We start from the raw sequence: 20,530 nt of genomic DNA, 5'->3' as shown, positions 1-20,530 counted from the left end.
CTAAATCACAGGAGATAAATTTGAAACGAACGATTTTTTTAATTTTTATAGCTATTTTTTTCGCATCTTGCGCCAAAGTTAGCACTCCAAAAGGCAACGAAAAACTCTTTGATCAAAGCAATCCAGGCAAAATTTCATACCTGAATTTTAGCATTCCTCAAACCGCTTCGGCGATGCCTTTAAATCCCAAAAAAGTAAAATTTAACGGGCAAAATTTACTTAAAAAGCGCTTTGGCATACTTCTGCTTAAAGAGCCTCCTTACAGCAAAAAAGAGTCGTTTTGGGCGATTGATGTCTATAAAAATTCAGCCAAAAGGCAGTATTACGGCATGAATTTAAAGCCGATTACCGATGAGTGGTTTAGCACTCAACAAACTAACGCCAACACTGAAGCTTTCGGCTCGCTTTTACTTCCTGCGATCACTACGGCAACGACTTCGCTTAGAAATTTACCTACAGATGAGGCTATCCTCTTAAACCCTGCAAAAGCGGGCGAAGGATTTCCATTTGACTACTTGCAAACTTCCACTTTAAGTATCGGCTATCCGCTTTTGATCTCGCACTACTCGCTTGATAAAGCTTGGGTGTTTGCATTTAACGATAATATCATGGGCTGGATAAGTGCTGAGGATATTAAAATTTTAAGCCAAGATGAAGCAAACAAGCTGCAAAACGCAAAATTTATAACTATCACGCGTGATAAATCGCCTGTTTATGGTACAAACGGCGAATTTTTATTTTATTCTAGGATAGGAGCAATTCTTGCCTTTGAAAGCGAGGATGAGCATAAATTTTACGGGCAAATTCACACTCGCGCAGGAGTTAAAAGATATGAAATTTCAAAAACTGTCGCCTCAAACTATCCGCTTGAATTTAGCGACGCTAACACAAGACTACTAACCCAAAGCCTGCTTAGCGAGCCTTATGGCTGGGGCGGCTTTGCGAGCAAACGGGACTGCTCTTTGCTAACACAAGACGTTTTAAGCGAATTTGGAATTTGGCTTCCGCGTAACTCCAAGGCGCAAAGCAAGATAGGTAGGCAAATTTCGCTTGCAAATTTAACTAACGAGCAAAAGATAAAAATCATCAAAGAGCAAGCAACTCCGTATCTAACACTGCTTCATCTAAGCGGTCATATCATGATCTACGTAGGCGAAAAAGAGGGCAATCTGCTTGCACTTCATGACGCTTGGGGCATAAGAACTAAAGACGCAGGCAGAGCGCTTATCGGCGGTATCACGCTAACCGAGATTGACATCGGAAAGGATCGTAGCGATATAGATGAGAAAGATCTTTTGCTTTCCAAGATAACTTCTATGAATATCTTGGCAGAACCAAGCGCAAAAAACGCGATCGAGCAAGCTTATGGAGTAAAGATAGAGGAAAATATGCTTAAATTTAAGAGCGGAAGCGAGATAGTATTTGACGACGGATTAGTAAAAGGCAAGGAAGCGCTTTTGTCAAATGCCGATATTGAAGATATCTTTGCCGAGCATTATGAGCTCTTTGGAGAGCTTAAAGTGCCTACAACCGATGCAGGAAGATACCGAAACTACGAGCTTTTAGATGAAATTTACGGCAAAGACGAAGCCGGAGTTAGAGCAAATTTGGTTGATGTAGTTTGGCTTGAAAAACATGTAAATAAAAAGTTTAAATTTAACTCGCAAAATGGCGCAGCTAAAGCTCTTGAAGCGGTTTCAAAAGAGCTTGATGAGCTAGTGGATAAAGAGCCTGACATGCTTAAATTTTTAGACAATCCTTCAGGCACGTTTAACTACCGCGTCATAGCCAAAACAAACCGCAAAAGCGCACATGCTTACGGAATTGCAATTGATATAAACACCGATAAAAGCGATTATTGGCAATGGAGCAAAGACGGTATTTATCGCAATCAAATTCCAGCACAAATCGTAAGAATCTTTGAAAAACACGGCTTTATCTGGGGCGGTCGGTGGGCAAGCTTTGACACCATGCACTTTGAGTATCGCCCTGAATTTTTATATATATGGTAGCGATAAATTCGCTAAGCAAATTAAAATTTAAGTAGCCAAATCATCTTGGCTACTTAACCGATACTATAAAATTCCAGCCTCTTTTTTAAGCTTATCTACATACATTTGTCTTAGTTTTGGCACATATTTGCCGACTTCTCCACCGTTTATCGCTCTTCCGTCAGCACTTATGACAGGTAAAAGCAAAAGCGTAGCTGCGGAGATAAAAACCTCATCGGCATTATAAACATCATCCATACTAAAAGCACGTTGCTCTATCTTAAGTCCCGCTTGCTCGGCAAATCCAAGAATTACTTTTCTGCGAATTCCGGGCAAAATTTCATTTGAAAGAGGCTTGGTTATCAAGACATCATCTTTGATGATAAAAGCGCTTGAGCTTGTAGCTTCAGTTACTAAACCATCTTCAACCATAAAACCTTCATAAGCGCCCTTTTTTACGGCTTGCTCCTTTGCATAGCACTGAGCTAAAAGCGAGATAGACTTGATATCTCTGCGTTTCCAGCGGATATCTTCGACACTTACTACGCTGATGCCGTTTATTGCGTCCGGATTATTTACGATCTCCTTTTCGTAACAAAATATAAAGCAGGTAGGCTCTAAATTTTTGATAAAGCAAAAGTCCCTATCAGCCACGCCTCTGGTTATCTGCATATACACTCCGCCCTCTTTTAATGAATTTCTTGATATGACATCGTTTAAAATTTCTTCAAATTTAGATTTTTCACAAGGCAAACTAAGCTCTATCGCAGCCAAACTCTGCTCAAATCTCTGCCAAAATCCATCTTTATCCACAAGCTTACCGCCAAGCACAGGCACCACTTCGTAAATTCCGTCGCCAAATATAAACCCTCTATCAAATGCACTTACTTTTGCCTCGTTTGCATCCATAAATTCGCCGTTTAGATAGACTATGCCTTTCATTTTTATCCTTATTTTTAAATTTCACATAATTTTAACTTAGAGATGTTAAATAATCTATAAAGTTAAAATTTGAGCGGTTTAAACGAATTTATCGCAAGAATTTGATATAATCAGGCTTACAATTTGAATAAAAAGTGAAAATATGAAAGAAAATCAATTAAAAAATATAATTTTGCAAAACATATTCGTAGTTTCAAAACAACCGGTGCTTTTTCGCGACCTGCTTGAGTCAAACTGCCTCTTTAACGAAGGTATGCTGATTGATCCGGCTAAGCTAAATTTTAAATTTCGCTATATAAAAACCTATATCGTATATGCTATTTTTTGCGCTATTGTATTGGGATTTTTGATTTTATTTACGCATCACCTCTTTACCAGACTTGATTTTCACCTATCCATAATCAGTGCCGTCGTAGTAACCGCAGCGGTTTTTATAGGTTTTGATATGTTTAAAATTTGGGCGAGAAAGGCCATAAGCAAAGAGCTTATAAAAAGAGCTTGGGCTATACATTTTCCGTATTTTTCGTATGAAAAATACTCCACAAAAGTCGAAATGATCTATAACGAAGCCATAAAAAACGAAATACCGAAAAAAGATCTTGAAAAGTATGTCCTAGAAAGATTAGTAGCGCAATCAAAAGACGAAATTTAAATTTTATAAACCTAAATTTGACTCGGTTTATTTAAGATGAAGCGGGTCTAAAATTTGATTTTTATATCTCATCTTCTCAAGCTTTAAGCTCAATTCTCTATTTTCCTCAAAAAGCACGTCTCTTTTACCGCTCAGATCGGCTATATCACGGCTAAGATAATAAATTTGGTTGGTGATATAAATTTTAGGCAAAAACAGAGCAAGAGCAACCGCTATAGCAAGATACACGGTTAAAAGCGTTTTGAAGCTTAAATTCTCTTCGCCTTTTTGCTCCTCGTCATGAAGAGCCAGCAGATCGTCTCTATCTTGCATTTTTTCCTCTTGAAATTTTAAAAATTCTCATCTTTGCGCAACTGCTTCTTGGATTTCGTTTTGTCTCTTCTACGCTTGGCATTATAGCTTTTTTTGTGACGATTTCGCCTATAGAGTGGTTATTTCCGCATGTGCAACGCATAGCTTCGTCTGGACAGATACAGCTTTTTGCCCATTTTTTAAATCTATTTTTTACTATCCTATCCTCAAGCGAATGAAAGCTGATTATCGCGACTACACACTCATTAATAGATGAATTTTCAATAGCGTTAAGCAAATTTTCAAGCTCAGCAAGCTCTGCATTTACTTCGATTCTAATAGCCTGAAAAGCAAGTATTGCAGGGCTAACGCTTCTATTTTTAATGGATTTTGTGCCGATTATCCTAGCCAGCTCGCTAGCACTTGAAATTTTTTGTTTCTGTCTTTCGTTAGCTATATTAGCAGCTATTTGCTTTGCGTTAGTTAGCTCACCGTAGTCTTTAAAAATTTGAGCGAGTTTATGCTCGGGATAGAAATTAACAACTTCATAAGCGGTTAGCTCACCGCTTATGTCCATACGCATATCTAGATTATCGCTCTTTATTCCAAAACCTCGCTCGTTTTTATCGAGTTGAAGAGAAGAAACTCCGATATCGGCTAAAATTCCTCTAATTTCTCGAGTATTAACTTTGCTCAAAATTTCTGAAAATCTGCTCTTAAAGATACTAACGCGATCTTTAAATTTAGCAAGCTTGTTCGTTGAAAATTCTATGGCTTCATCATCTTGATCGCAAGCTATAAGTTTTATATTATCATTTTGCTTTAAAATAAGACTGGAGTGTCCCGCGTACCCAAGCGTACAATCAACCACAACGCCTTCTTTTATATCGCTAAAAGCTTGCAAAACTTCACTTGGCAGCACAGGAACATGCGGAGAATTCAAATTTTTCCTTGATGATTTAATTTGATGTATAATAACAAAAAAAGTTTATAAAAGGTTAAAGAATGGATTTAACATACGCCTCTGCAGAGCTTAGCAAAATTTCGTTATCGATGTTTAGAAAGAATTTTTTCGGCGTCTTTCACGGCTCTATTTCTGCTCGCATAGAACACAACCAATTTTTGATAAATAAAAAAAATGCGATATTTGATAATCTTAAAGAAGAAGATTTCATAATGCTAAATTCAAAAAAAGACTATAGATGGAACGATGCAAGCTTGGATTCTGACATCCACTTAAATATCTACAAAAACATAAATGAAGCCAAATACGTATGCTACGCCATGCCCCCTTACCTCACCGCATATACTCTAAATCATACCTTCATACACCCTAGGGATTATTTCGGATATGTAAAGCATCACGAGCTTCCCATATATGATCCAAAGCAATTTGACGACTGGTACGAGCGAGCCGATACTGAAATTTATCGCTATATGATAGAGAACAAAACAAACATAATGATCATCAAGGGATATGGTGCATACGTATACAACAGAACACCTTATCAGCTAGCAAAAGATGTCGCTATACTTGAAAATACTTGTAAATTGTTACATATAGCTCACTCTTATGAGATATATCGTCACTAACAAAACCAAAAATGTTAGTAAAATTGCAAATTTTTCTACTTGAAAACGACGAATTTAAGGTTACATTCACATAAATTCGGTAAAATAATACATAAAATTTTTAGTTAGTTTAAAGGAAACTAAATGATAACTTGGATGCAAAAGCATAAAAAATACCTCGTCGTAACTATCTGGGTAAGCACTATAGCCTTCGTTGGAGCGGGTTTTGTAGGATGGGGGGCTTACGACATGAATACCAACCGAGCAACTTCGATAGCAAAAGTCGGACACAGAAATATAAGCATTCAAGAATTTCAAAACAAATACAGCGAATTTTACTCATACTATAATCAGTTGTTTGACGGAAAGATGTCTGAAGAAAAGGCTAAAGAGTTAGGGCTTGAAAATTTAGCCATAGAAGCTTTGGTGCAAGAGAATTTACTGCTAAATTTCGCAGATGATTTGAGTTTAGGCGTAAATGATGATGATGTGGTTAAATACATCGTAGCGGATACTACATTTCATGTTGATGGAAAATTTGATAAAAATCTCTACAATGAAACTTTAAAAAGAGCTAGGATAAGCCCGGCTGATTATGAAAACGGTCTTAAAAAATCCATACTTCTCGATAAACTAAGACATGCTATAAATCTACCTACAAACCAAAACGATACAAATTTAATGGCCGCAAGTTTCTTGATGCAAGATAGAGTATCTATACAGATAGTTCAAGCTTTAGAAGATGAAATAAAAGTCGATGAAAATGAGCTAAAGAGTCTATGGGAAACTAATAAAAACAGCTACAAAACATTAACGGAATTTAAAATAAAAACAAAATTTATCGAGCCGGTAAATATCGATGTAAATGAGACCGAGCTAATAGAGTTTTATACTGAAAATAAAAACTCATATAAAGACCCGTGGGATAAGATACTAGATTTTAATGATACCAAAGAAGAAGTTTTGCTTGATTACAAACAAAAAAAGACAAAAGATGTAGCGCTTAAAGAGTATTTAAAGATCAAAAAAGGCGAATTAAAGCTAGAAGACGGCTCGTCTGTAGCACTTGAAAACGATACAAGTCTTCCTGTAGATGAATTAAAAAATGCAAAAGCAGGAGAAGTACTAAAGCCTGTTGAGCACGAAGATGGTTATTTGATCGTGCAATTAGAAGAAACTATCCCTTCGCAAGTCATGACTTTTGAGCAGGCAAGAGAGCAAGTGCTTGAGCTTTATAAAACCGAAAAAGAGCAAAATATAGTAGAGCAAAAAGCTAAAAAACTCCTTGAAACCGGCTTTGAAGGAAAAGATATAGGTTTTATCAGCAGAGATGTCGTTAGTGCGATTGATGGCTTAAGCGATACTGAATTTAGCGTATTTGTTAGTAAAGTTTTTGATAGCAATAACAAAAAAGACTATGTTATGCTAAACAACAAAGCCGTTGTATACGAAATTTTGGAACAAAAGTTGCTTGATGGTGAAAAAGAAAATGAGTATAAAGATGTAATAACACAAAATATTAGTTACCTCAAAAATAACGAGTTGATTCAAGATCTAACTAACGCATTGCAAAAGCGTTATAAAGTTGAACATTATTATAAAAGGTAGTGGTTTTGAGCACCAAAATTTTAGGTATTGATGTAGGCTCCGTTCAAATTTGCGCTGTTATAGCGCAACACGACGAGAGCGGACTAAAGATAATAGGCATAGGAACGGCAAAAACTCAAGGCATCAAAAAAGGCATTATAACAAACATCGAATTAGCCTCCAAATCCATAAAAAGCGCTCTTATAGATGCTCAAAGGATTGCAGGAACATACTACGAAAGAGTAGTGGTATCTATTTCCGGAGCATACACCAAAAGTGTAGATAGCAGCGGAGTTGTAAACATACCAAGCCATGAAATCGGCATAAGAGAAATAAATCGCTCGATGTTTGAATCAGACCGCAGAGCGCAAATTCATAATGACTACGAGAAACTTCATATCTTGCCTTACAACTTCAAAGTAGACGATCAAGAACACATAGAAGATCCTCTCGGAATGAACGGAAGCAGGCTTGAGGTTCAAACTCACATCATAACGGCTCAAAAATCATCCCTTAGTAATCTCAGAAAAGCTCTAAATTTAGCAGGTGTTGAACCTGATAATATCGTTCTTTCAAGCTATGCTTCGGCTATTGCTACATTAAATCAAGACGAAAAAGATTTAGGAGTAGTTCTTATAGATATGGGCGGTGCTACGTGCAATATGATAGTTCATTCGGGAAATTCTATAAGATATAATGAATTTTTAGGAGTTGGCTCTGCAAATATTACAAACGATCTTTCTGCGGCACTTCACACTCCGCTTTTAAAAGCAGAGGAGATAAAGTTAAACTACGGCTCACTTATCAATAGAGCTAATGAGCTAGTTGAAATTCCACCAATAAACGATGACGGTAAAGTTCAAGAAGTATCGCTTGACGTGATATCAAACGTGATCTATGCAAGAGCCGAAGAGACGCTTATGATACTTGCAAAAATGCTTGAAGATAGCGGATATAAAAGCTCGGTTGCAGCAGGCATAGTGCTAACAGGAGGTATGACTAAGCTTGAAGGCATAAGAGACCTAGCCTCTGCGATATTTGACAATATGCCTGTTCGAATAGCAAAACCAAAAGAAACGGAAGGGCTTTACGAGATCATGAGAGATCCTGCCAACTCTTGTGCCATAGGACTTTGTATGTATGGGGCGGGATATTTTACTCCATATGAGATAGATTCCGAAAAGAAAATGCGTTATAAAGATGAAAGCATAACGAGAAATAAAAATTTAAGAAACATAGTAGAAGACGGAAAATCAAAAGATACAAAAACACAAGAAGAAAACGGTGAGAAGATATTTCAAGGAAGCGTTTTAGACGATGAATTTGACTTTAACGATTTGAAATTTGACAATCCAAAAGAAGAGTTGGCCAATATCGCAGACATCAGCAACGAGAAAAAAGAAAGCTGGTTATCTCGTACTTGGCATAAGATGACACAACTATTTTAATTTAGAAGAGAGGATAAGATGGGTGGCTTTACGGTAGAAGAGAAGAGAAATACTTACGGCGCTAAAATAAAAGTCGTAGGTGTTGGCGGCGGCGGCGGTAATATGATAAATCATATGATAAGAGAAAACGGTGGCGATGTAGATATAGACCTAATCGTTGCAAATACCGATGTCAAGGCTCTTGAAAATTCTCTAGCCTATACCAAGCTTCAACTTGGCGAGAAAAAAACCAAAGGTCTAGGCGCAGGCATGATGCCTGAGATAGGACGAGAGGCTGCTCAAGAGAGCTACGAAGAGATAAGAAGCGCGCTTGAATACTCAGATATCGTATTTATAGCATCCGGTCTTGGTGGTGGCACTGGCACTGGTGCAGCTCCCGTGATAGCTCAAGTAGCAAAAGAGGTAGGAGCTTTAACAATAGCTGTCGTAACCACTCCTTTTTCTTTTGAAGGCAAAAAGCGCAAAAAACTAGCCGATATGGGCCTTGAAGAGCTAAGAAAAGAGAGCGACTCCATAGTCGTTATCCCAAACGATAAGCTTCTAACTCTTATTGATAAAAAAGCAGGTATGAAAGATAGTTTTAAAATAGTCGATAATGTATTAACTCGTGCTGTTAGCGGTATGAGCACTATCGTACTTGACTCAGGTAAAAGTGATATAAATCTTGACTTCGCAGACGTTAAAAAGATAATGGAACATAGAGGTATGGCGCTAATGGGCGTTGGCGAAGCGGACGGCGAAGAAGCTGCTCAAGAAGCTATCAAAAACGCTATACAATCGCCTCTTCTTGATGATGTTACTATAAACGGCGCTATGGGAGCTCTGGTTCATTTTAGAACCCATCCTGATTGTCCGTTTAGCGATATAAACGAAGCTATGGAGCTTATCACGGAAGCTGTTGATGAAGATGCGGACGTGATCTTCGGAACTACGACGGATGAAAATATGGAAAACAACAAAGTTCAAGTAACAATAGTTGCAACAGGTTTTAGAAACAAAAACGAGAAAAAGCCTGCTCCTGCAACTACAATACAAAACGGTTCAAACAATCCATTCTTAAGCCAAAGACTAGAAAGACTCAAAGTAAGCGGTGGATATGATAGCGAAGAGGCTCAAGCCATACTTGAACTACCGACATATATCAGACACCAAATGGACTAAAAATCCTCAACCCTAGATCCGTATATCACCCAATGCGGATCTTTATACTTCCAAATTAAAAACTAAAATATCTATTTGATCACATTTAAAAAATAAAGAAGTAATATAGCCCAAATTTAATATATTAGACAAATTTGGACCATTAAATGCTGATATGTCAAGCTCCAAGAGCGGCTTTTACCTCATCGCTTGCCATAGAGATATTCCAAGCCGGCTCCCAAACCAAATTTATATCACATTCATTTACGCCTTCAACGCTTAAAGTCGCGTCCTTAACCCAACCCAAGATGAGTTCGTGAAGCGGGCAAGAACGCGTTGAAAGCGTCATCGTAACAACCGCCCTGCCATCATTTTCCTTAACATCATATATAAGCCCCAAAGACACTATGTCAAATCCCACTTCGGGATCAACTATACTTGAAAGCGCCTTATAAATTTTATCCTTCATTTTGAACTCCGAATTTAGTATATTTAAAAAAGTTTATTACATTAACCACAACTAGCACTACGCTTAATGCAAGGCAAATTTGACTTAGCAAATTTAAACCGCCAAAATAAGCCGCAACCGAAGCCGTCTGAAGCGCCAAAGATAAATTTGCCACCCACTTTATCATCATATCATCAAGCAAAGGCACCTTAGTCTTGCCTACAAATTTCGCCACATAATGATACCAAATCAAAAAAGGCATAATCTTATAAAGATGTCCGACTATAAAGGCATACAAAAAGCCAAAAGTAAGCGTAAATACGGCAAATTCTATCTTATCAAGAGCTATACAAACTATGCAAACAAGTAACCAAACAAGAGCGAAAAAGACATTTAAATTCCAGTAGTCATAAGCCTTTCTAACTCTTTTTTTAAGTATCAAAAGAGCTTCAATCAAAAAGCAAATCACACTCAAAGCTATCAAGGCAAAAGCGAGTTCAAGGCTAAATTTAAGAGCAATACCACTAGCTAAAAATAGTGCTATAGATAGCTTGCTGAGATAAAATTTAAGATCATGCACAAGAGCAAACATGGGCAAAAGCACGCTTGCAACGCCTACTATGATCAAAAACACAAAGCCAAGCACGAAGTAGATGTGATAGTGCAAAACAAGCTCAAAATCAAGCGCAAATTTGCCTGATAGTATCAAGATAAGCATAAATCCAAGCACTACTCCCACAAGCAAAAACAGAGCTGAGATAAGCAGCGCAACAACAGCTAAACCACCCTTTTTAGCTCCTAAAAAGCTAAGCGCGTAAGTCACTGCGAAAAATAGTAGCGCGATAAATAAAATCCCGCCTCCCGCATGGATAAGCGCCATTTTCTCAAGATACATCCCAAGGCTTAGCGCCAAAACGCCTGCCGTATATAAAAACAAATTTAAAAAAGCAAATTTTATAGTAAAAAACGCCTTTTCAAGTATAACCGACGTAAGCTGATAGAGCGCGCCGATGATGATGCTCATCACAAAACCCACAAGATATACGTGGAAAAATCCGGCTGTTTTAAGGCTTGTAAGAGCATTTAAATCAACTCCGAAAAACACAAACACGCTTGCAAGCAAGAACAAAATCCCCACGATAAAGTATCCGCCTACCAGACTAAACGGCGGAGCAAATGTATTTAGTAGCATTTAGCCACCGCATTTTACGTTTGTATCTAGAGTTTGTGCACTTGCGCCCTCTTTTAGGCTGATTATTACCTTTACCTCTTCGCCTTCAAGTTTTTCGTGCGATATGTCGTAGCTCTGCTCGATCTTTGGGATGAGAGCGACGGGATAGTGGTGATTTATCATCATTACTTTAGCTTTGCTGTCTGCTATCAAATTTAAAGCCACAAGAGCATTTACCATAGGCTCAGGCGGCACGCATTTTCTCGAGTCAAACCCGATATATTCCACTCCGTCTTCGCTAAATTTATAAAAAGGCAGCGTTGCGCCCTCTACTTTGATCTCGGTTGCGTTTTTGAAAAATTCATTCATTTTTTATCCTTGTTTAAAATTTAGGATAATTATACTCTGATATTTAGTGTGGATTTATTGATTTAGTTCAAGATATGTTTAATTTATGGAACAAATATTTAATTTAATAAAGCAAATTTAAGCCAAATTTCTTTGTCAAAGCGGCTTAAATTTGCTAATTTATTAAATTCTTAATGCAAGAAGTGTCTAACTCCGGTAAAGTATAGCGCCATTCCATGCTCGTTTGCAGCCTGCACAACCTCATCATCACGGATACTACCGCCTGGCTCTATGATGGCTTTTACGCCTACTTCAGAAGCGATATCTATACTATCTCTAAACGGGAAAAACGCCTCGCTAGCAAGCGCGCATCCGTTAAGATCTATACCTAGATCTCTAGCTTTATTTACCGCAGCCCTTGCAGCATCCACACGGCTTGTCATACCCATACCGATAGCTACCATGGCTGAATTTTTCACATAAACCACGCAGTTGCTCTTAGTAAGTGCAGCCACCTTCCAAGCTATCTCAAGGTCTTTTAACTCATCTTTGCTCGCCTCGCGCGTTGTTTGTAGCTTCATATTTTCTAGCTCGCTAGGCTTAACCTCGTCGCTTTCTTGAAAAACAAATCCGCCGTCAACATGCTTAAAGTCGTATTTGTCGTTTGCTCTTGTTAAGAATTTATTTCCCTGAGAGAAAATTTTGATACGTTTTTTGGACTCAAACACCTTAAGCGCTTCTTCATCGACGTTTGCTGCAATTATAACTTCGACGAAAATTTCATTTATCTTTTCAGCCAAAGCCTTATCAAGAGTTCCGTTTATCGCTACAACTCCGCCGTAAGCCGAGATAGGATCGCATTTTAGCGCTTCGGTGTAGCTTTCAAGCAGGCTTGTTTTCGCCGCAAAGCCGCAAGCGTTTGCGTGCTTGACGATAGCTACCGCAGGCGCTTCATCAAAGCTACTTGCAAGCATCAAAGCCGCGTTTATATCGGTCATGTTATTAAAGCTTGCTTCGCCTTTAAGAGCTTTAAAATTGTTGCTAAAGAAGTAGTCAAACTCATATAAAGCGCCTTTTTGGTGCGGGTTTTCTCCATATCTTGTGTCAAACACCTTGCTAGCGGAGATAAATTTCATCTCGCCAAAGCCGCCGTTAAACCGCTCATTCATGTAGTTTGCTATCATAGAGTCGTAAGCCGCGGTGTGTTCATAGGCTTTTATCATTAGTGAGCGTCTAAATTCGAGCGCATTCTCGCCGTTTCTTAAATTTTCAAGCACAGCTTCATAGTCAAGCGGACTGGTTACGATATAGACGTCTTTAAAATTTTTAGCCGCACTTCGCACCATCGCAGGTCCGCCGATATCGATATTTTCTATAATCTCTTCAAAGTCATCGGTTCTAATGGTAGTCTCTTTAAATGGATACAAATTTACACAAACCAGATCGATCCTGCCGATACCGTTTTGCTCGGCTTGCGCTACGTGGTTTTTGTCATCTCTTTTATGCAAAATTCCGCCGTGAATTTTAGGATGAAGAGTCTTTACCCTACCCTCAAACATCTCTGGACTCTTTGTGTACTCGCTCACTTCAAGCGAATTTATACCGCTTTGCACAAGCAATTTATGCGTCCCGCCTGTTGAAAGTATCTCAAAGCCAAGCGAAGCAAGCCCCTTGGCAAACTCCACAACTCCTTCTTTATCACTCACACTGATTAACGCTCTCATTTACTCTCCTCTTTTTGATATATCTTAAAATTTCAAGTTCGTTTAGCTCTTCATATCGCCTCGGCTCAAAGCTATAGTCTGGCTTGAAGCCAAATTTTTCATACATCTTAACCGCTATCTCAAGCTCTTTGTTTGTATATAGATAAATTTCATCAAATTTTCATCACAAAATTTAATCGCCTCTTTTAAAAGCTCTCTTCCAATGCCTTGTTTTTGAAATTTTTCATCAACTATAAGCCACCTAAGCAGAGCTGCGTTTTCAATCTCATCAACGGCTATACAACCGACCAAAGCGCCGTCTTTTACGCAAGTAAATAGCTCTCGTTTTCCGCTTTTAAGACTAGCTACAAATTCGGCTATATCTTTAGCTATCTTCGTTTCAAAAGCCTTGCCAAGATCAAATCTTTTTGCGTAATATTTCGCATTAAGCGAGATTATATCGCCCACGCAGCCGCTTGTGTAGCCTTTAGTTATTTGCACTACTAGCCTTTATCTCCTCGTAAGCTTCATTAATCTCTTGAAGCTTTCTAGTTGAGCGCTCGATAATCTCCTCGCTCTCGCCCCTGCCCATCAAGATATCCGGATGATACTTTTTCACAAGCTCGCGGTAGCGCTTTTTAACATCGCTAAACGGTGCATTTTGTGGCAAATTTAATACCGCATATGGATTTTTCTTCTCGCTTTGAGAATTTGTGCCGTAACTTCTTTGCTCGGATTTTCTCTGTCTGTAAAATCCGTCAAATTTAGCAAACAAAGCCTCCAACACAGATCTATGGACTCTAAATCCTATAGCGATTTGCTCTATTATCTCTCGCTCCGAAGGAGAAAGCTCGCCGTCTATACAAGCCAAATTCAGTAAAAACGAAATTTTAGCTATCGTGGCGTCACTGCTTAGGTTAAATTTAAGATAATACTCGCGAGCTATCTTATATGTGTTGTTTAAATTCTCTTTTTCGGCATTGTAAATTTGCTTAAGCTCTTGCCTTTTTCTTACGTCTCCGCCTAGTTTTAAAGCGATATCATCAAGTATCTCGCTTACCAGCTGAGCTTCCAGCTCATTTACTCTGCCGTCGCTTTTGGCAACCTTGGCAAGCAGGCTAACAAGATACTTCGCCTCTTCGAAAACAAACTGCTTTTTAAAGCCCGATAAAATTTGCGGACTCTGCATAAAACCCGAAGATAGGTAGTATATCAAGAGTATTACGGCGATGATTATCAGCAAATTTCCCATCTAAATTCTTACCAAAGGTGATAAATAGTATTTTTTAACTTGCCGTTAACAAGCTCGTTCTTGCGCCATGAGCTCTCATCATTCATGACGTTCCAGCGACGCTCATCAGGACGATAAAACCAATCTTTATCTATCTGGAAATAAATCTGCTTGCCGTTTGCTTCGATGATATTTGCGATATTATTATCATGATAGCTGTTTTCATCAAAATCCGTAAACGCTCTTTGACCCATCTCCGAATAAAGCAGAGTAAGCTCTTGAAGCATCTCGTTTAGCTCATCATCCATCTTTTTTACATGTAGCCCGATCTCTTCCGCCTCGCGAAATAGTATCGGATACTCATGAGCCGGATAATCGCTGTTTAACCGCTCTGAAATTTTTAGAATTTTCTCCTCGTCGTCTATGTGGTAACGCAAAATTTCACGACAAATTTTAAGCGAAAGCGAGCTAGCTCGATCAACCGCACCAAATACAAGCGGATGAATGTACTCGTATAGCGATTTATACGGGTTTTCATCCTTATCTTTTTCGTTTGTTTTCCATAGTTTTATCACGCGGCTTAGCTCGTCCATAGACACGCTTACAAGCTCGTTGTTTTTATTTGTCGGACTTAGCTCGTGTTTAAGCGAGGTATCAACGGGAGTTAGATACGCAAGCGGACCCATGACGATCTCGTTTGCACCAAGCGCCATCATCGTAGCAGCCGAAGCACAGTTTGCAGGCACAAGAGCGGTTATGTTTTTGCAGTAGTTTCTAAGCGTGCTGATGATACGAAGCGAGGCGATACCGCTACCGCCGTCACTTTTGATAAACAAAAAGGCGTTTTGTATCTTTTTACCTTTTAAAATTTCATACATCGCGCTTGCGTCGTTACCGCACACACTGCCCGCGTTTGAGTTGTAGTAAGTTATCAGCGAACCGCCAAGCTTCGCCTCGATCGCCTTGATAAGCTGCTGCGTTTCGTTAAATAAAATAGGCGGCTTGGCTACATTTCTTTGATTCATCTTCTGCTCTCTTATCTCTTCTTTTTCCTCAGTCTTCTTGTTTAATAACTCTAGCAAACTCATTAAAGTAAACCTCGCTTATATCTTTTAAATTTTCGCTCACGCCATCCATTTCAAATTTGCTTCCGCCCGTTACGCCTATTTTGCTTACTTTAAGCCCAAATTTGCTTGCTAATTCACTAAATTTCGCCTCATCTTTTACCCCCACAACCGCTCGCGAAAAGCTCTCGTCAAATATCCATCTGCTATCGCCAAATTTACACTCACATCTTGCACCTATCTCGCTCATGCAAGCCATTTTAGCTAGCGTCATAGCTACTCCGCCCGTGCCAACTGAGTTTGCAAATTCCAAAATTCCTTCTTTATTTGCCTCTATCACAAGATCCCAAAGCGCTCTTTCTTTTTTATAATCAATCTCTTTTAGTTCGCCGCTAACCGAGTTGTATAAATTTTTCATATAAAGGCTTGCGGCAAATTCGCCTGTCGTTTCGCCTATCAGATATATCGGTGTACCCTCTTTTACAAAGACGCTCGGTAAATTTTTATGCGCGCACTCATTTACGCCAACGCTTACTATAGCAGGTGTCGGATACACACTTACGCCGTCCGTGTCGTTATAAAGGCTCACGTTTCCGCTTACAACAGGAGTGGTTAGCTCGCGGCACGCCTCTTTGATACCCTCGCAACCCTGCGCGAACTGCCACATAAATTCGGGATTTTCAGGATTTCCGTAGTTTAAGCAGTCAGTTATAGCAAGAGGCATAGCACCGCTCATAGCTACCTTTCTACCGCTTAGAGCAACCGCCATAGCAGCGCCTATTTTTGGATTTACATAGTTGTGGCGAGGGCTGCACTCCATACCCATAGCTATGGCTCTGCCGCTCTCTCTTACGCGGATAACGCTAGCGCCTAAATTTCCGGGCTGTTTAATTGTATTTGTCTGGATATTTGCATCGTATTGATCGTAGATCAAAGACTTATTTAAGATATGCGGATCGCGCAAAAGCTTGTTAAATGCGGTTTTGTTATCAACTTTTTCAAATTTATCCAAATTTATATCTTTTATCTCGTCAAGATAAGCAGGCTTTTTCGTAGGACGATCCAGCACCGGAGCGGCCTGCGCAACAGGATCTATCGGAATTTCGCCTGCAAGCTCGCCGTGCCAATAAAGCTGCATCTTGCCCGTATCAGTTACCTCTCCGATGATCTCAGCGTCTAAGTCCCACTTCTTAAATATCTCTATAACCTTGCTCTCATAGCCCTTTTTAGCGCATATTAGCATTCTTTCTTGACTTTCGCTTAGCATAAGCTCGTAAGGTGTCATGCCACTTTCTCTCATCGGAACGCGGTCAAGATACATCTTCATACCGCTTCCGCTGCGCCCCGCCATCTCAAAACTGCTTGAGGTAAGTCCAGCTGCACCCATATCTTGGATGCCTATGATGTAGTCTTTCTTAAATAGCTCCAAGCACGCTTCAAGAAGCAGTTTTTCTGCAAACGGATCGCCAACTTGAACAGTCGGACGCAAGGATTTATTCTCATCGTTAAAGCTATCGCTTGCCATAACGGCTCCGCCAAGCCCATCGCGACCTGTCTTGCTTCCTACGTATATAACGGGATTTCCTATGCCCTCAGCCTTGCCGTAGAAAATTTCATCGCTTTTGCAAAGTCCAAGAGCGAAGGCATTTACAAGGATGTTTCCATTAAAGCTCTCATCAAAGCTCACTTCGCCTCCGACAGTCGGGATGCCCATGCAGTTGCCGTAGTGAGAAATTCCAGCCACCACACCTTTTACAAGATATCTTTGGTGGCGCGCTACGCTTGAGCTACCGCTAATTTGTCCAAATCTAAGCGAGTTCATGTTCGCCACGACTCTTGCACCCATGGTAAATACATCGCGCAAAATTCCACCCACACCGGTGGCTGCACCCTGATAAGGCTCGATAAAGCTTGGATGGTTGTGGCTCTCCATCTTAAACACAGCCGCAACTCCTTCGCCAACATCGATAACGCCTGCGTTTTCGCCGGGACCTTGCAAGACCCAAGGAGCCTTGGTCGGAAAGCCGCTTAGGTATTTTTTACTTGATTTATAGCTGCAGTGCTCGCTCCACATAGCAGAAAATATCCCCAACTCAAGCAAATTCGGCTCACGCCCTAAAATTTTAAGAATATTTTCATACTCGCCGTCGCTAATTTTATGCGCTTTTATCGTAGCCTTATCCATTTTTTCTCCTATTTATTTTCTGATAACAAACCTAATAAAATGCCGATTTGTTTTCTTAAATCAGCATAAACCGTATCGTAAAATCTCGCCGAACACTAATGTTTCTCATCTTTCATAAACAGCTTTTTGCAAATTTGCTTCATATAGCGAAATGGATTCGCCCTTAATAAATTCTTAAAAACATCTGTTTATTAAAATCCGATAAATCAAAGCTCAAATTCCGCTCAAACACTTTTTAAAATATGTAATTTTATTTTGATATTGTATTAAATTTTAATTTTATTATTCATTATAAACGGCTATAAAATATAAAATTTCAAAATTTACGCCATAAATTTAACTATTTTACTTTAGCAAGCATAAAAACATAATAAACCAAAATGTAGCTTTGATGCCGGCATAAATTTTATACTTTATACGCTCTTAAATTTGAGCCGAAAAACATCTCTTTTTCTTTAATCAAGACAAATATCGCTACTATCAGCAATATAGCTGTTTGTAGCACCTTACTATCGGGATGTGTCGCAAAAATTTCATTTGTAAGATTTGCAAAAAGATGAAAGATAACGGCAATAGTTATGTTTCTGCCCGTTTTAATATAAAGCCAATTCATCAAAATCACAAAAACAAACACGCTAGCTATAAAATTTAGCCCGTATAAAAGACCGCTATTTGATACGTTGCTATGATAATAGCCCTTTATAAAGGCTAACGGCAAATGCCAAATCGCCCAGTAAAATGCAAATATAATAGATGATACAAACAGATTAAATTTAGAGGTTAAAGCATCGGTTCCGTAACTATGCCACGCCAACTCTTCTATGATTGCAGCAAAGACAAGTATGAACCAAGCGTTAAAAAAGGCTGAATCAAAACTTGGACTAGCCACTATATGAAACTGCTCTAAACTATATCCGAACAAAACAGATATAAGCTGAGCGAGTAAAAGAGCTATGCAAGTCATAAAAATAGCTAAGATAAGGTAAATTTTACAAACGCCCTTAAGGCTAAATCTATGCTTTAAATCCTTAAATTTAACTCCTTCACGCCAAAAGAGATAAAGTGCTATCAAACAAGGAGATATAAGTCCTAATAGGCTTAAGACCCCTTGCAGGAAAGTTAAATTTAAAGAATTTGGCATATTGCTCAAATAAGCTGCGCTAAAGAAAAACATCCAAGACACAACAAGCGAAGCTGTGAAGAAAAATAGAGGTTTATAGTATCTTGCTTCTTTGGCTTGCATAAATTTAACTTACTCCAAAAACATAGAGTAGCAAAGCACGTTTAGCAAAAACCGCCCTTGCTTTAGCATATCTTGATCGATTCCTTCTTTTTTAAATTTGTCCGAGTGAGCATACTCTTTTATCTTCGCAAGCTCTTTTTCATTTACATGAAATTTAAAATCTAAATTTTTAATCTCAAAACCCTTATTTCCAACGATCTGGGCTTTAATGATAGTTGCAAAAAATTCGCCTTTATCAACGCTTGTATAATAATTCGTAACGCTTTTTGTATTTATAGGTTCCAAACTATATCTAAAAGCTTCGCAGACCGATTTTTCACTAGTAGAGTAAATCACATTTTCTATCATGCCACCACCAAACTCATAAAATTTGATATTTTTTGAATTTTGCAAGCTTTTTATCTCATCATCGCTTGATATATTGACATTTTTACCTTTGTCAAGATCAATTACTATGACACTTTTAAGATCACTCACAAAGTAAATATCGCCTAAATCTTTGCTTGAATAAGTATCGCCAAACTGAGTCTTTACAACAGCATTTCCTTGCACTTCACCAAATTTAAGCGCACTAACTACTCTTTTATAAAAACTAATCTCTTGTAAACTCTCATCACTCTCTAAATATCGCATCCATGCTCTATCGTCTGCTGAAGCGCTGCCCAAAGAGCTTGCGCAACCACTAAAAACTATAGCGCTTAAAAAAGCTACTACAAAAGTTTTAAATTTCATAAAACGTTCTTTTGATTGATTTATTTAGCAAATTCTACGCAAATTATATTTCTTAGTATGCGCTCTTGCTTCATTAAATCCTTATCGATAACGTTTAACTTAAATTCCTCAGACTCTACCGACTTTTTAAATTGAGCAAGATCGGTCTCCGGAACGAAATATTTAAAGCTTAAGCCGTTTGCTATCGGAGTCTTATTTTTTAATATCTCAGATCTCATAACGGTTACAAAGAAATTGCTGTTATCTGGAGTATTGGCATTATAGTAATTAGTAACGCTTTTTGCATTTACGCTCTTACCGCTTATAAAAGCCTCGCACACAAGGTTGCCATTTGCGCTATAAACTACGGTTTCTAAAATTCCGCCACCAAACTCATAAAATTTTATATTTTTTGAATTCTTTAAAGATAAAACCTCGTTTTTATCGTGCATATTGATATAATAAGCACTCCTATCAAGATCTACTATCGAAAAAGACTTACCGCCGCTTGCATACATGTCGCCTATCTTTACGTTTTGAAACTTACCTTCATGCTGCTTTTTGGTAAGAGCAAAACCGATTTTAGAACCGTCTTTTAACTCTTTTGTGGAGGCTAAATTTTCAGAGTAAAACGCTATCTTTTGCATACTTTCGTCATTTTCAAGATAATTAATCCATTTAGGCTCGCTATCTTCTTGAAGCTTTGCCATTGATAAACTAGCATTGCTTTGCGCGCAACCCGCCAAAAAAACTACCGTTACACTGCTTGCAACAACTTTTAAAATACTCATTTTTATCCTTTA

Annotated in this window: 21 protein-coding genes; 6 read left to right on the top strand and 15 right to left on the bottom strand. The window is 38.6% G+C overall.

The annotated features are described in order from the left end of the window. Window positions 1-20: 20 nt before the first annotated feature. Entirely contained in the window at window positions 21-2,012 is a 1,992-nt protein-coding gene (locus tag CDOM15925_RS04275; RefSeq protein WP_249934687.1) for a bifunctional C40 family peptidase/M15 family metallopeptidase, read from the top strand. Between the two features lie 63 nt (window positions 2,013-2,075). Here the strand turns inward: CDOM15925_RS04275 and CDOM15925_RS04270 are convergent, their stop codons facing one another. Continuing rightward, window positions 2,076-2,933 carry a D-amino-acid transaminase gene (locus tag CDOM15925_RS04270; protein ID WP_169941450.1) on the bottom strand — a complete coding sequence of 286 codons (858 nt, stop codon included), beginning with the start codon at window positions 2,931-2,933 and terminating at the stop codon, window positions 2,076-2,078. Window positions 2,934-3,075: 142 nt separating this feature from the next. Here CDOM15925_RS04270 and CDOM15925_RS04265 point away from each other — a divergent pair, with 142 nt between their 5' ends. Continuing rightward, window positions 3,076-3,585, top strand: coding sequence for a hypothetical protein (locus CDOM15925_RS04265; RefSeq protein WP_169941448.1), 510 nt, complete (start codon window positions 3,076-3,078; stop codon window positions 3,583-3,585). A 27-nt stretch (window positions 3,586-3,612) separates the two neighbouring features. Here CDOM15925_RS04265 and CDOM15925_RS04260 read toward each other — a convergent pair whose 3' ends face one another. Beyond that, window positions 3,613-3,897, bottom strand: coding sequence for a hypothetical protein (locus CDOM15925_RS04260; RefSeq protein WP_169941446.1), 285 nt, complete (start codon window positions 3,895-3,897; stop codon window positions 3,613-3,615). Continuing rightward, window positions 3,887-4,819 (bottom strand): 16S rRNA (cytosine(1402)-N(4))-methyltransferase RsmH, encoded by a 933-nt coding sequence (rsmH, locus tag CDOM15925_RS04255; protein WP_169941444.1) that lies wholly within the window; start codon window positions 4,817-4,819, stop codon window positions 3,887-3,889. Before rsmH ends, CDOM15925_RS04260 begins: the two co-directional genes overlap by 11 nt. 62 nt (window positions 4,820-4,881) lie before the next feature. Here rsmH and CDOM15925_RS04250 point away from each other — a divergent pair, with 62 nt between their 5' ends. The 4 genes from CDOM15925_RS04250 to ftsZ all read left to right on the top strand — a co-directional run bounded on the left by CDOM15925_RS04250 (window position 4,882) and on the right by ftsZ (window position 9,644). Next, complete coding sequence (locus CDOM15925_RS04250; RefSeq protein WP_169941442.1) at window positions 4,882-5,469, top strand: class II aldolase and adducin N-terminal domain-containing protein; 588 nt, start codon at window positions 4,882-4,884, stop codon at window positions 5,467-5,469. Between the two features lie 123 nt (window positions 5,470-5,592). After that, the gene (locus CDOM15925_RS04245; protein WP_169941440.1) at window positions 5,593-7,056 is read left to right on the top strand and encodes a peptidylprolyl isomerase; all 1,464 of its coding nucleotides are present in this window, start codon (window positions 5,593-5,595) and stop codon (window positions 7,054-7,056) included. Between the two features lie 5 nt (window positions 7,057-7,061). Then, window positions 7,062-8,483 (top strand): cell division protein FtsA, encoded by a 1,422-nt coding sequence (gene ftsA, locus CDOM15925_RS04240; RefSeq protein ID WP_169941438.1) that lies wholly within the window; start codon window positions 7,062-7,064, stop codon window positions 8,481-8,483. 18 nt (window positions 8,484-8,501) lie between these two features. Continuing rightward, entirely contained in the window at window positions 8,502-9,644 is a 1,143-nt protein-coding gene (gene ftsZ / locus CDOM15925_RS04235; RefSeq protein WP_169941436.1) for a cell division protein FtsZ, read from the top strand. Between the two features lie 157 nt (window positions 9,645-9,801). Here ftsZ and CDOM15925_RS04230 read toward each other — a convergent pair whose 3' ends face one another. The 12 genes from CDOM15925_RS04230 to CDOM15925_RS04180 form a co-directional block, all read right to left on the bottom strand. Beyond that, the gene (locus CDOM15925_RS04230) at window positions 9,802-10,092 is read right to left on the bottom strand and encodes a metal-sulfur cluster assembly factor (RefSeq protein WP_169941434.1); all 291 of its coding nucleotides are present in this window, start codon (window positions 10,090-10,092) and stop codon (window positions 9,802-9,804) included. Beyond that, the gene (locus CDOM15925_RS04225) at window positions 10,082-11,263 is read right to left on the bottom strand and encodes a peptidase M50 (RefSeq protein ID WP_169941432.1); all 1,182 of its coding nucleotides are present in this window, start codon (window positions 11,261-11,263) and stop codon (window positions 10,082-10,084) included. Before CDOM15925_RS04225 ends, CDOM15925_RS04230 begins: the two co-directional genes overlap by 11 nt. Next, the gene (locus CDOM15925_RS04220; protein WP_169941430.1) at window positions 11,264-11,611 is read right to left on the bottom strand and encodes a hypothetical protein; all 348 of its coding nucleotides are present in this window, start codon (window positions 11,609-11,611) and stop codon (window positions 11,264-11,266) included. A gap of 170 nt (window positions 11,612-11,781) precedes the next feature. Continuing rightward, window positions 11,782-13,314, bottom strand: coding sequence for a bifunctional phosphoribosylaminoimidazolecarboxamide formyltransferase/IMP cyclohydrolase (gene purH / locus CDOM15925_RS04215; protein ID WP_169941428.1), 1,533 nt, complete (start codon window positions 13,312-13,314; stop codon window positions 11,782-11,784). Next, the gene (locus CDOM15925_RS10150; RefSeq protein ID WP_283956670.1) at window positions 13,289-13,420 is read right to left on the bottom strand and encodes a hypothetical protein; all 132 of its coding nucleotides are present in this window, start codon (window positions 13,418-13,420) and stop codon (window positions 13,289-13,291) included. Before CDOM15925_RS10150 ends, purH begins: the two co-directional genes overlap by 26 nt. An 8-nt stretch (window positions 13,421-13,428) precedes the next feature. Beyond that, entirely contained in the window at window positions 13,429-13,794 is a 366-nt protein-coding gene (locus CDOM15925_RS10060; protein WP_169941426.1) for a GNAT family N-acetyltransferase, read from the bottom strand. Next, window positions 13,781-14,545: a TerB family tellurite resistance protein gene (locus CDOM15925_RS04205; RefSeq protein ID WP_169941424.1), complete on the bottom strand. Its 765-nt coding sequence runs from the start codon at window positions 14,543-14,545 to the stop codon at window positions 13,781-13,783. Before CDOM15925_RS04205 ends, CDOM15925_RS10060 begins: the two co-directional genes overlap by 14 nt. Window positions 14,546-14,553: 8 nt before the next feature. Continuing rightward, a complete protein-coding gene (locus CDOM15925_RS04200) occupies window positions 14,554-15,612 on the bottom strand; it encodes an SDH family Clp fold serine proteinase (protein ID WP_169941422.1) in 1,059 nt (352 codons plus the stop codon). After that, the gene (gene purL, locus CDOM15925_RS04195; protein WP_169941420.1) at window positions 15,578-17,773 is read right to left on the bottom strand and encodes a phosphoribosylformylglycinamidine synthase subunit PurL; all 2,196 of its coding nucleotides are present in this window, start codon (window positions 17,771-17,773) and stop codon (window positions 15,578-15,580) included. The genes CDOM15925_RS04200 and purL overlap by 35 nt, the downstream gene beginning before the upstream one ends. 406 nt (window positions 17,774-18,179) lie before the next feature. Further along, window positions 18,180-19,016 carry a CPBP family intramembrane glutamic endopeptidase gene (locus CDOM15925_RS04190; protein WP_169941418.1) on the bottom strand — a complete coding sequence of 279 codons (837 nt, stop codon included), beginning with the start codon at window positions 19,014-19,016 and terminating at the stop codon, window positions 18,180-18,182. A gap of 9 nt (window positions 19,017-19,025) precedes the next feature. Next, window positions 19,026-19,748 carry a DUF8095 domain-containing protein gene (locus CDOM15925_RS04185; protein ID WP_169941416.1) on the bottom strand — a complete coding sequence of 241 codons (723 nt, stop codon included), beginning with the start codon at window positions 19,746-19,748 and terminating at the stop codon, window positions 19,026-19,028. A 20-nt stretch (window positions 19,749-19,768) separates the two neighbouring features. After that, window positions 19,769-20,518: a DUF8095 domain-containing protein gene (locus tag CDOM15925_RS04180; RefSeq protein ID WP_249934686.1), complete on the bottom strand. Its 750-nt coding sequence runs from the start codon at window positions 20,516-20,518 to the stop codon at window positions 19,769-19,771. Window positions 20,519-20,530 lie beyond the last annotated feature (12 nt).

The sequence above is a fragment of the Campylobacter sp. RM15925 genome (assembly GCF_012978775.1).
GTDB classification, from domain to species: Bacteria; Campylobacterota; Campylobacteria; order Campylobacterales; family Campylobacteraceae; genus Campylobacter_A; species Campylobacter_A canis.
The sequence above is the reverse complement of the archived record's forward strand: the minus strand, read 5'-3'. Positions and strand labels throughout refer to the sequence as shown.

What these genes read in the sequence shown, in the direction of transcription:
- CDOM15925_RS04270 (WP_169941450.1), bottom strand. Translation starts at nt 2,933, where the DNA reads ATGAAAGGCATAGTCTATCTAAACGGCGAATTTATGGATGCAAACGAG.
- CDOM15925_RS04265 (WP_169941448.1), top strand. Translation starts at nt 3,076, where the DNA reads ATGAAAGAAAATCAATTAAAAAATATAATTTTGCAAAACATATTCGTA.
- CDOM15925_RS04260 (WP_169941446.1), bottom strand. Translation starts at nt 3,897, where the DNA reads ATGCAAGATAGAGACGATCTGCTGGCTCTTCATGACGAGGAGCAAAAA.
- CDOM15925_RS04250 (WP_169941442.1), top strand. Translation starts at nt 4,882, where the DNA reads ATGGATTTAACATACGCCTCTGCAGAGCTTAGCAAAATTTCGTTATCG.
- CDOM15925_RS04245 (WP_169941440.1), top strand. Translation starts at nt 5,593, where the DNA reads ATGATAACTTGGATGCAAAAGCATAAAAAATACCTCGTCGTAACTATC.
- ftsZ (WP_169941436.1), top strand. Translation starts at nt 8,502, where the DNA reads ATGGGTGGCTTTACGGTAGAAGAGAAGAGAAATACTTACGGCGCTAAA.
- CDOM15925_RS04230 (WP_169941434.1), bottom strand. Translation starts at nt 10,092, where the DNA reads ATGAAGGATAAAATTTATAAGGCGCTTTCAAGTATAGTTGATCCCGAA.
- CDOM15925_RS04225 (WP_169941432.1), bottom strand. Translation starts at nt 11,263, where the DNA reads ATGCTACTAAATACATTTGCTCCGCCGTTTAGTCTGGTAGGCGGATAC.
- CDOM15925_RS04220 (WP_169941430.1), bottom strand. Translation starts at nt 11,611, where the DNA reads ATGAATGAATTTTTCAAAAACGCAACCGAGATCAAAGTAGAGGGCGCA.
- purH (WP_169941428.1), bottom strand. Translation starts at nt 13,314, where the DNA reads ATGAGAGCGTTAATCAGTGTGAGTGATAAAGAAGGAGTTGTGGAGTTT.
- CDOM15925_RS10150 (WP_283956670.1), bottom strand. Translation starts at nt 13,420, where the DNA reads ATGTATGAAAAATTTGGCTTCAAGCCAGACTATAGCTTTGAGCCGAGG.
- CDOM15925_RS04205 (WP_169941424.1), bottom strand. Translation starts at nt 14,545, where the DNA reads ATGGGAAATTTGCTGATAATCATCGCCGTAATACTCTTGATATACTAC.
- CDOM15925_RS04200 (WP_169941422.1), bottom strand. Translation starts at nt 15,612, where the DNA reads ATGAGTTTGCTAGAGTTATTAAACAAGAAGACTGAGGAAAAAGAAGAG.
- purL (WP_169941420.1), bottom strand. Translation starts at nt 17,773, where the DNA reads ATGGATAAGGCTACGATAAAAGCGCATAAAATTAGCGACGGCGAGTAT.
- CDOM15925_RS04190 (WP_169941418.1), bottom strand. Translation starts at nt 19,016, where the DNA reads ATGCAAGCCAAAGAAGCAAGATACTATAAACCTCTATTTTTCTTCACA.
- CDOM15925_RS04185 (WP_169941416.1), bottom strand. Translation starts at nt 19,748, where the DNA reads ATGAAATTTAAAACTTTTGTAGTAGCTTTTTTAAGCGCTATAGTTTTT.
- CDOM15925_RS04180 (WP_249934686.1), bottom strand. Translation starts at nt 20,518, where the DNA reads ATGAGTATTTTAAAAGTTGTTGCAAGCAGTGTAACGGTAGTTTTTTTG.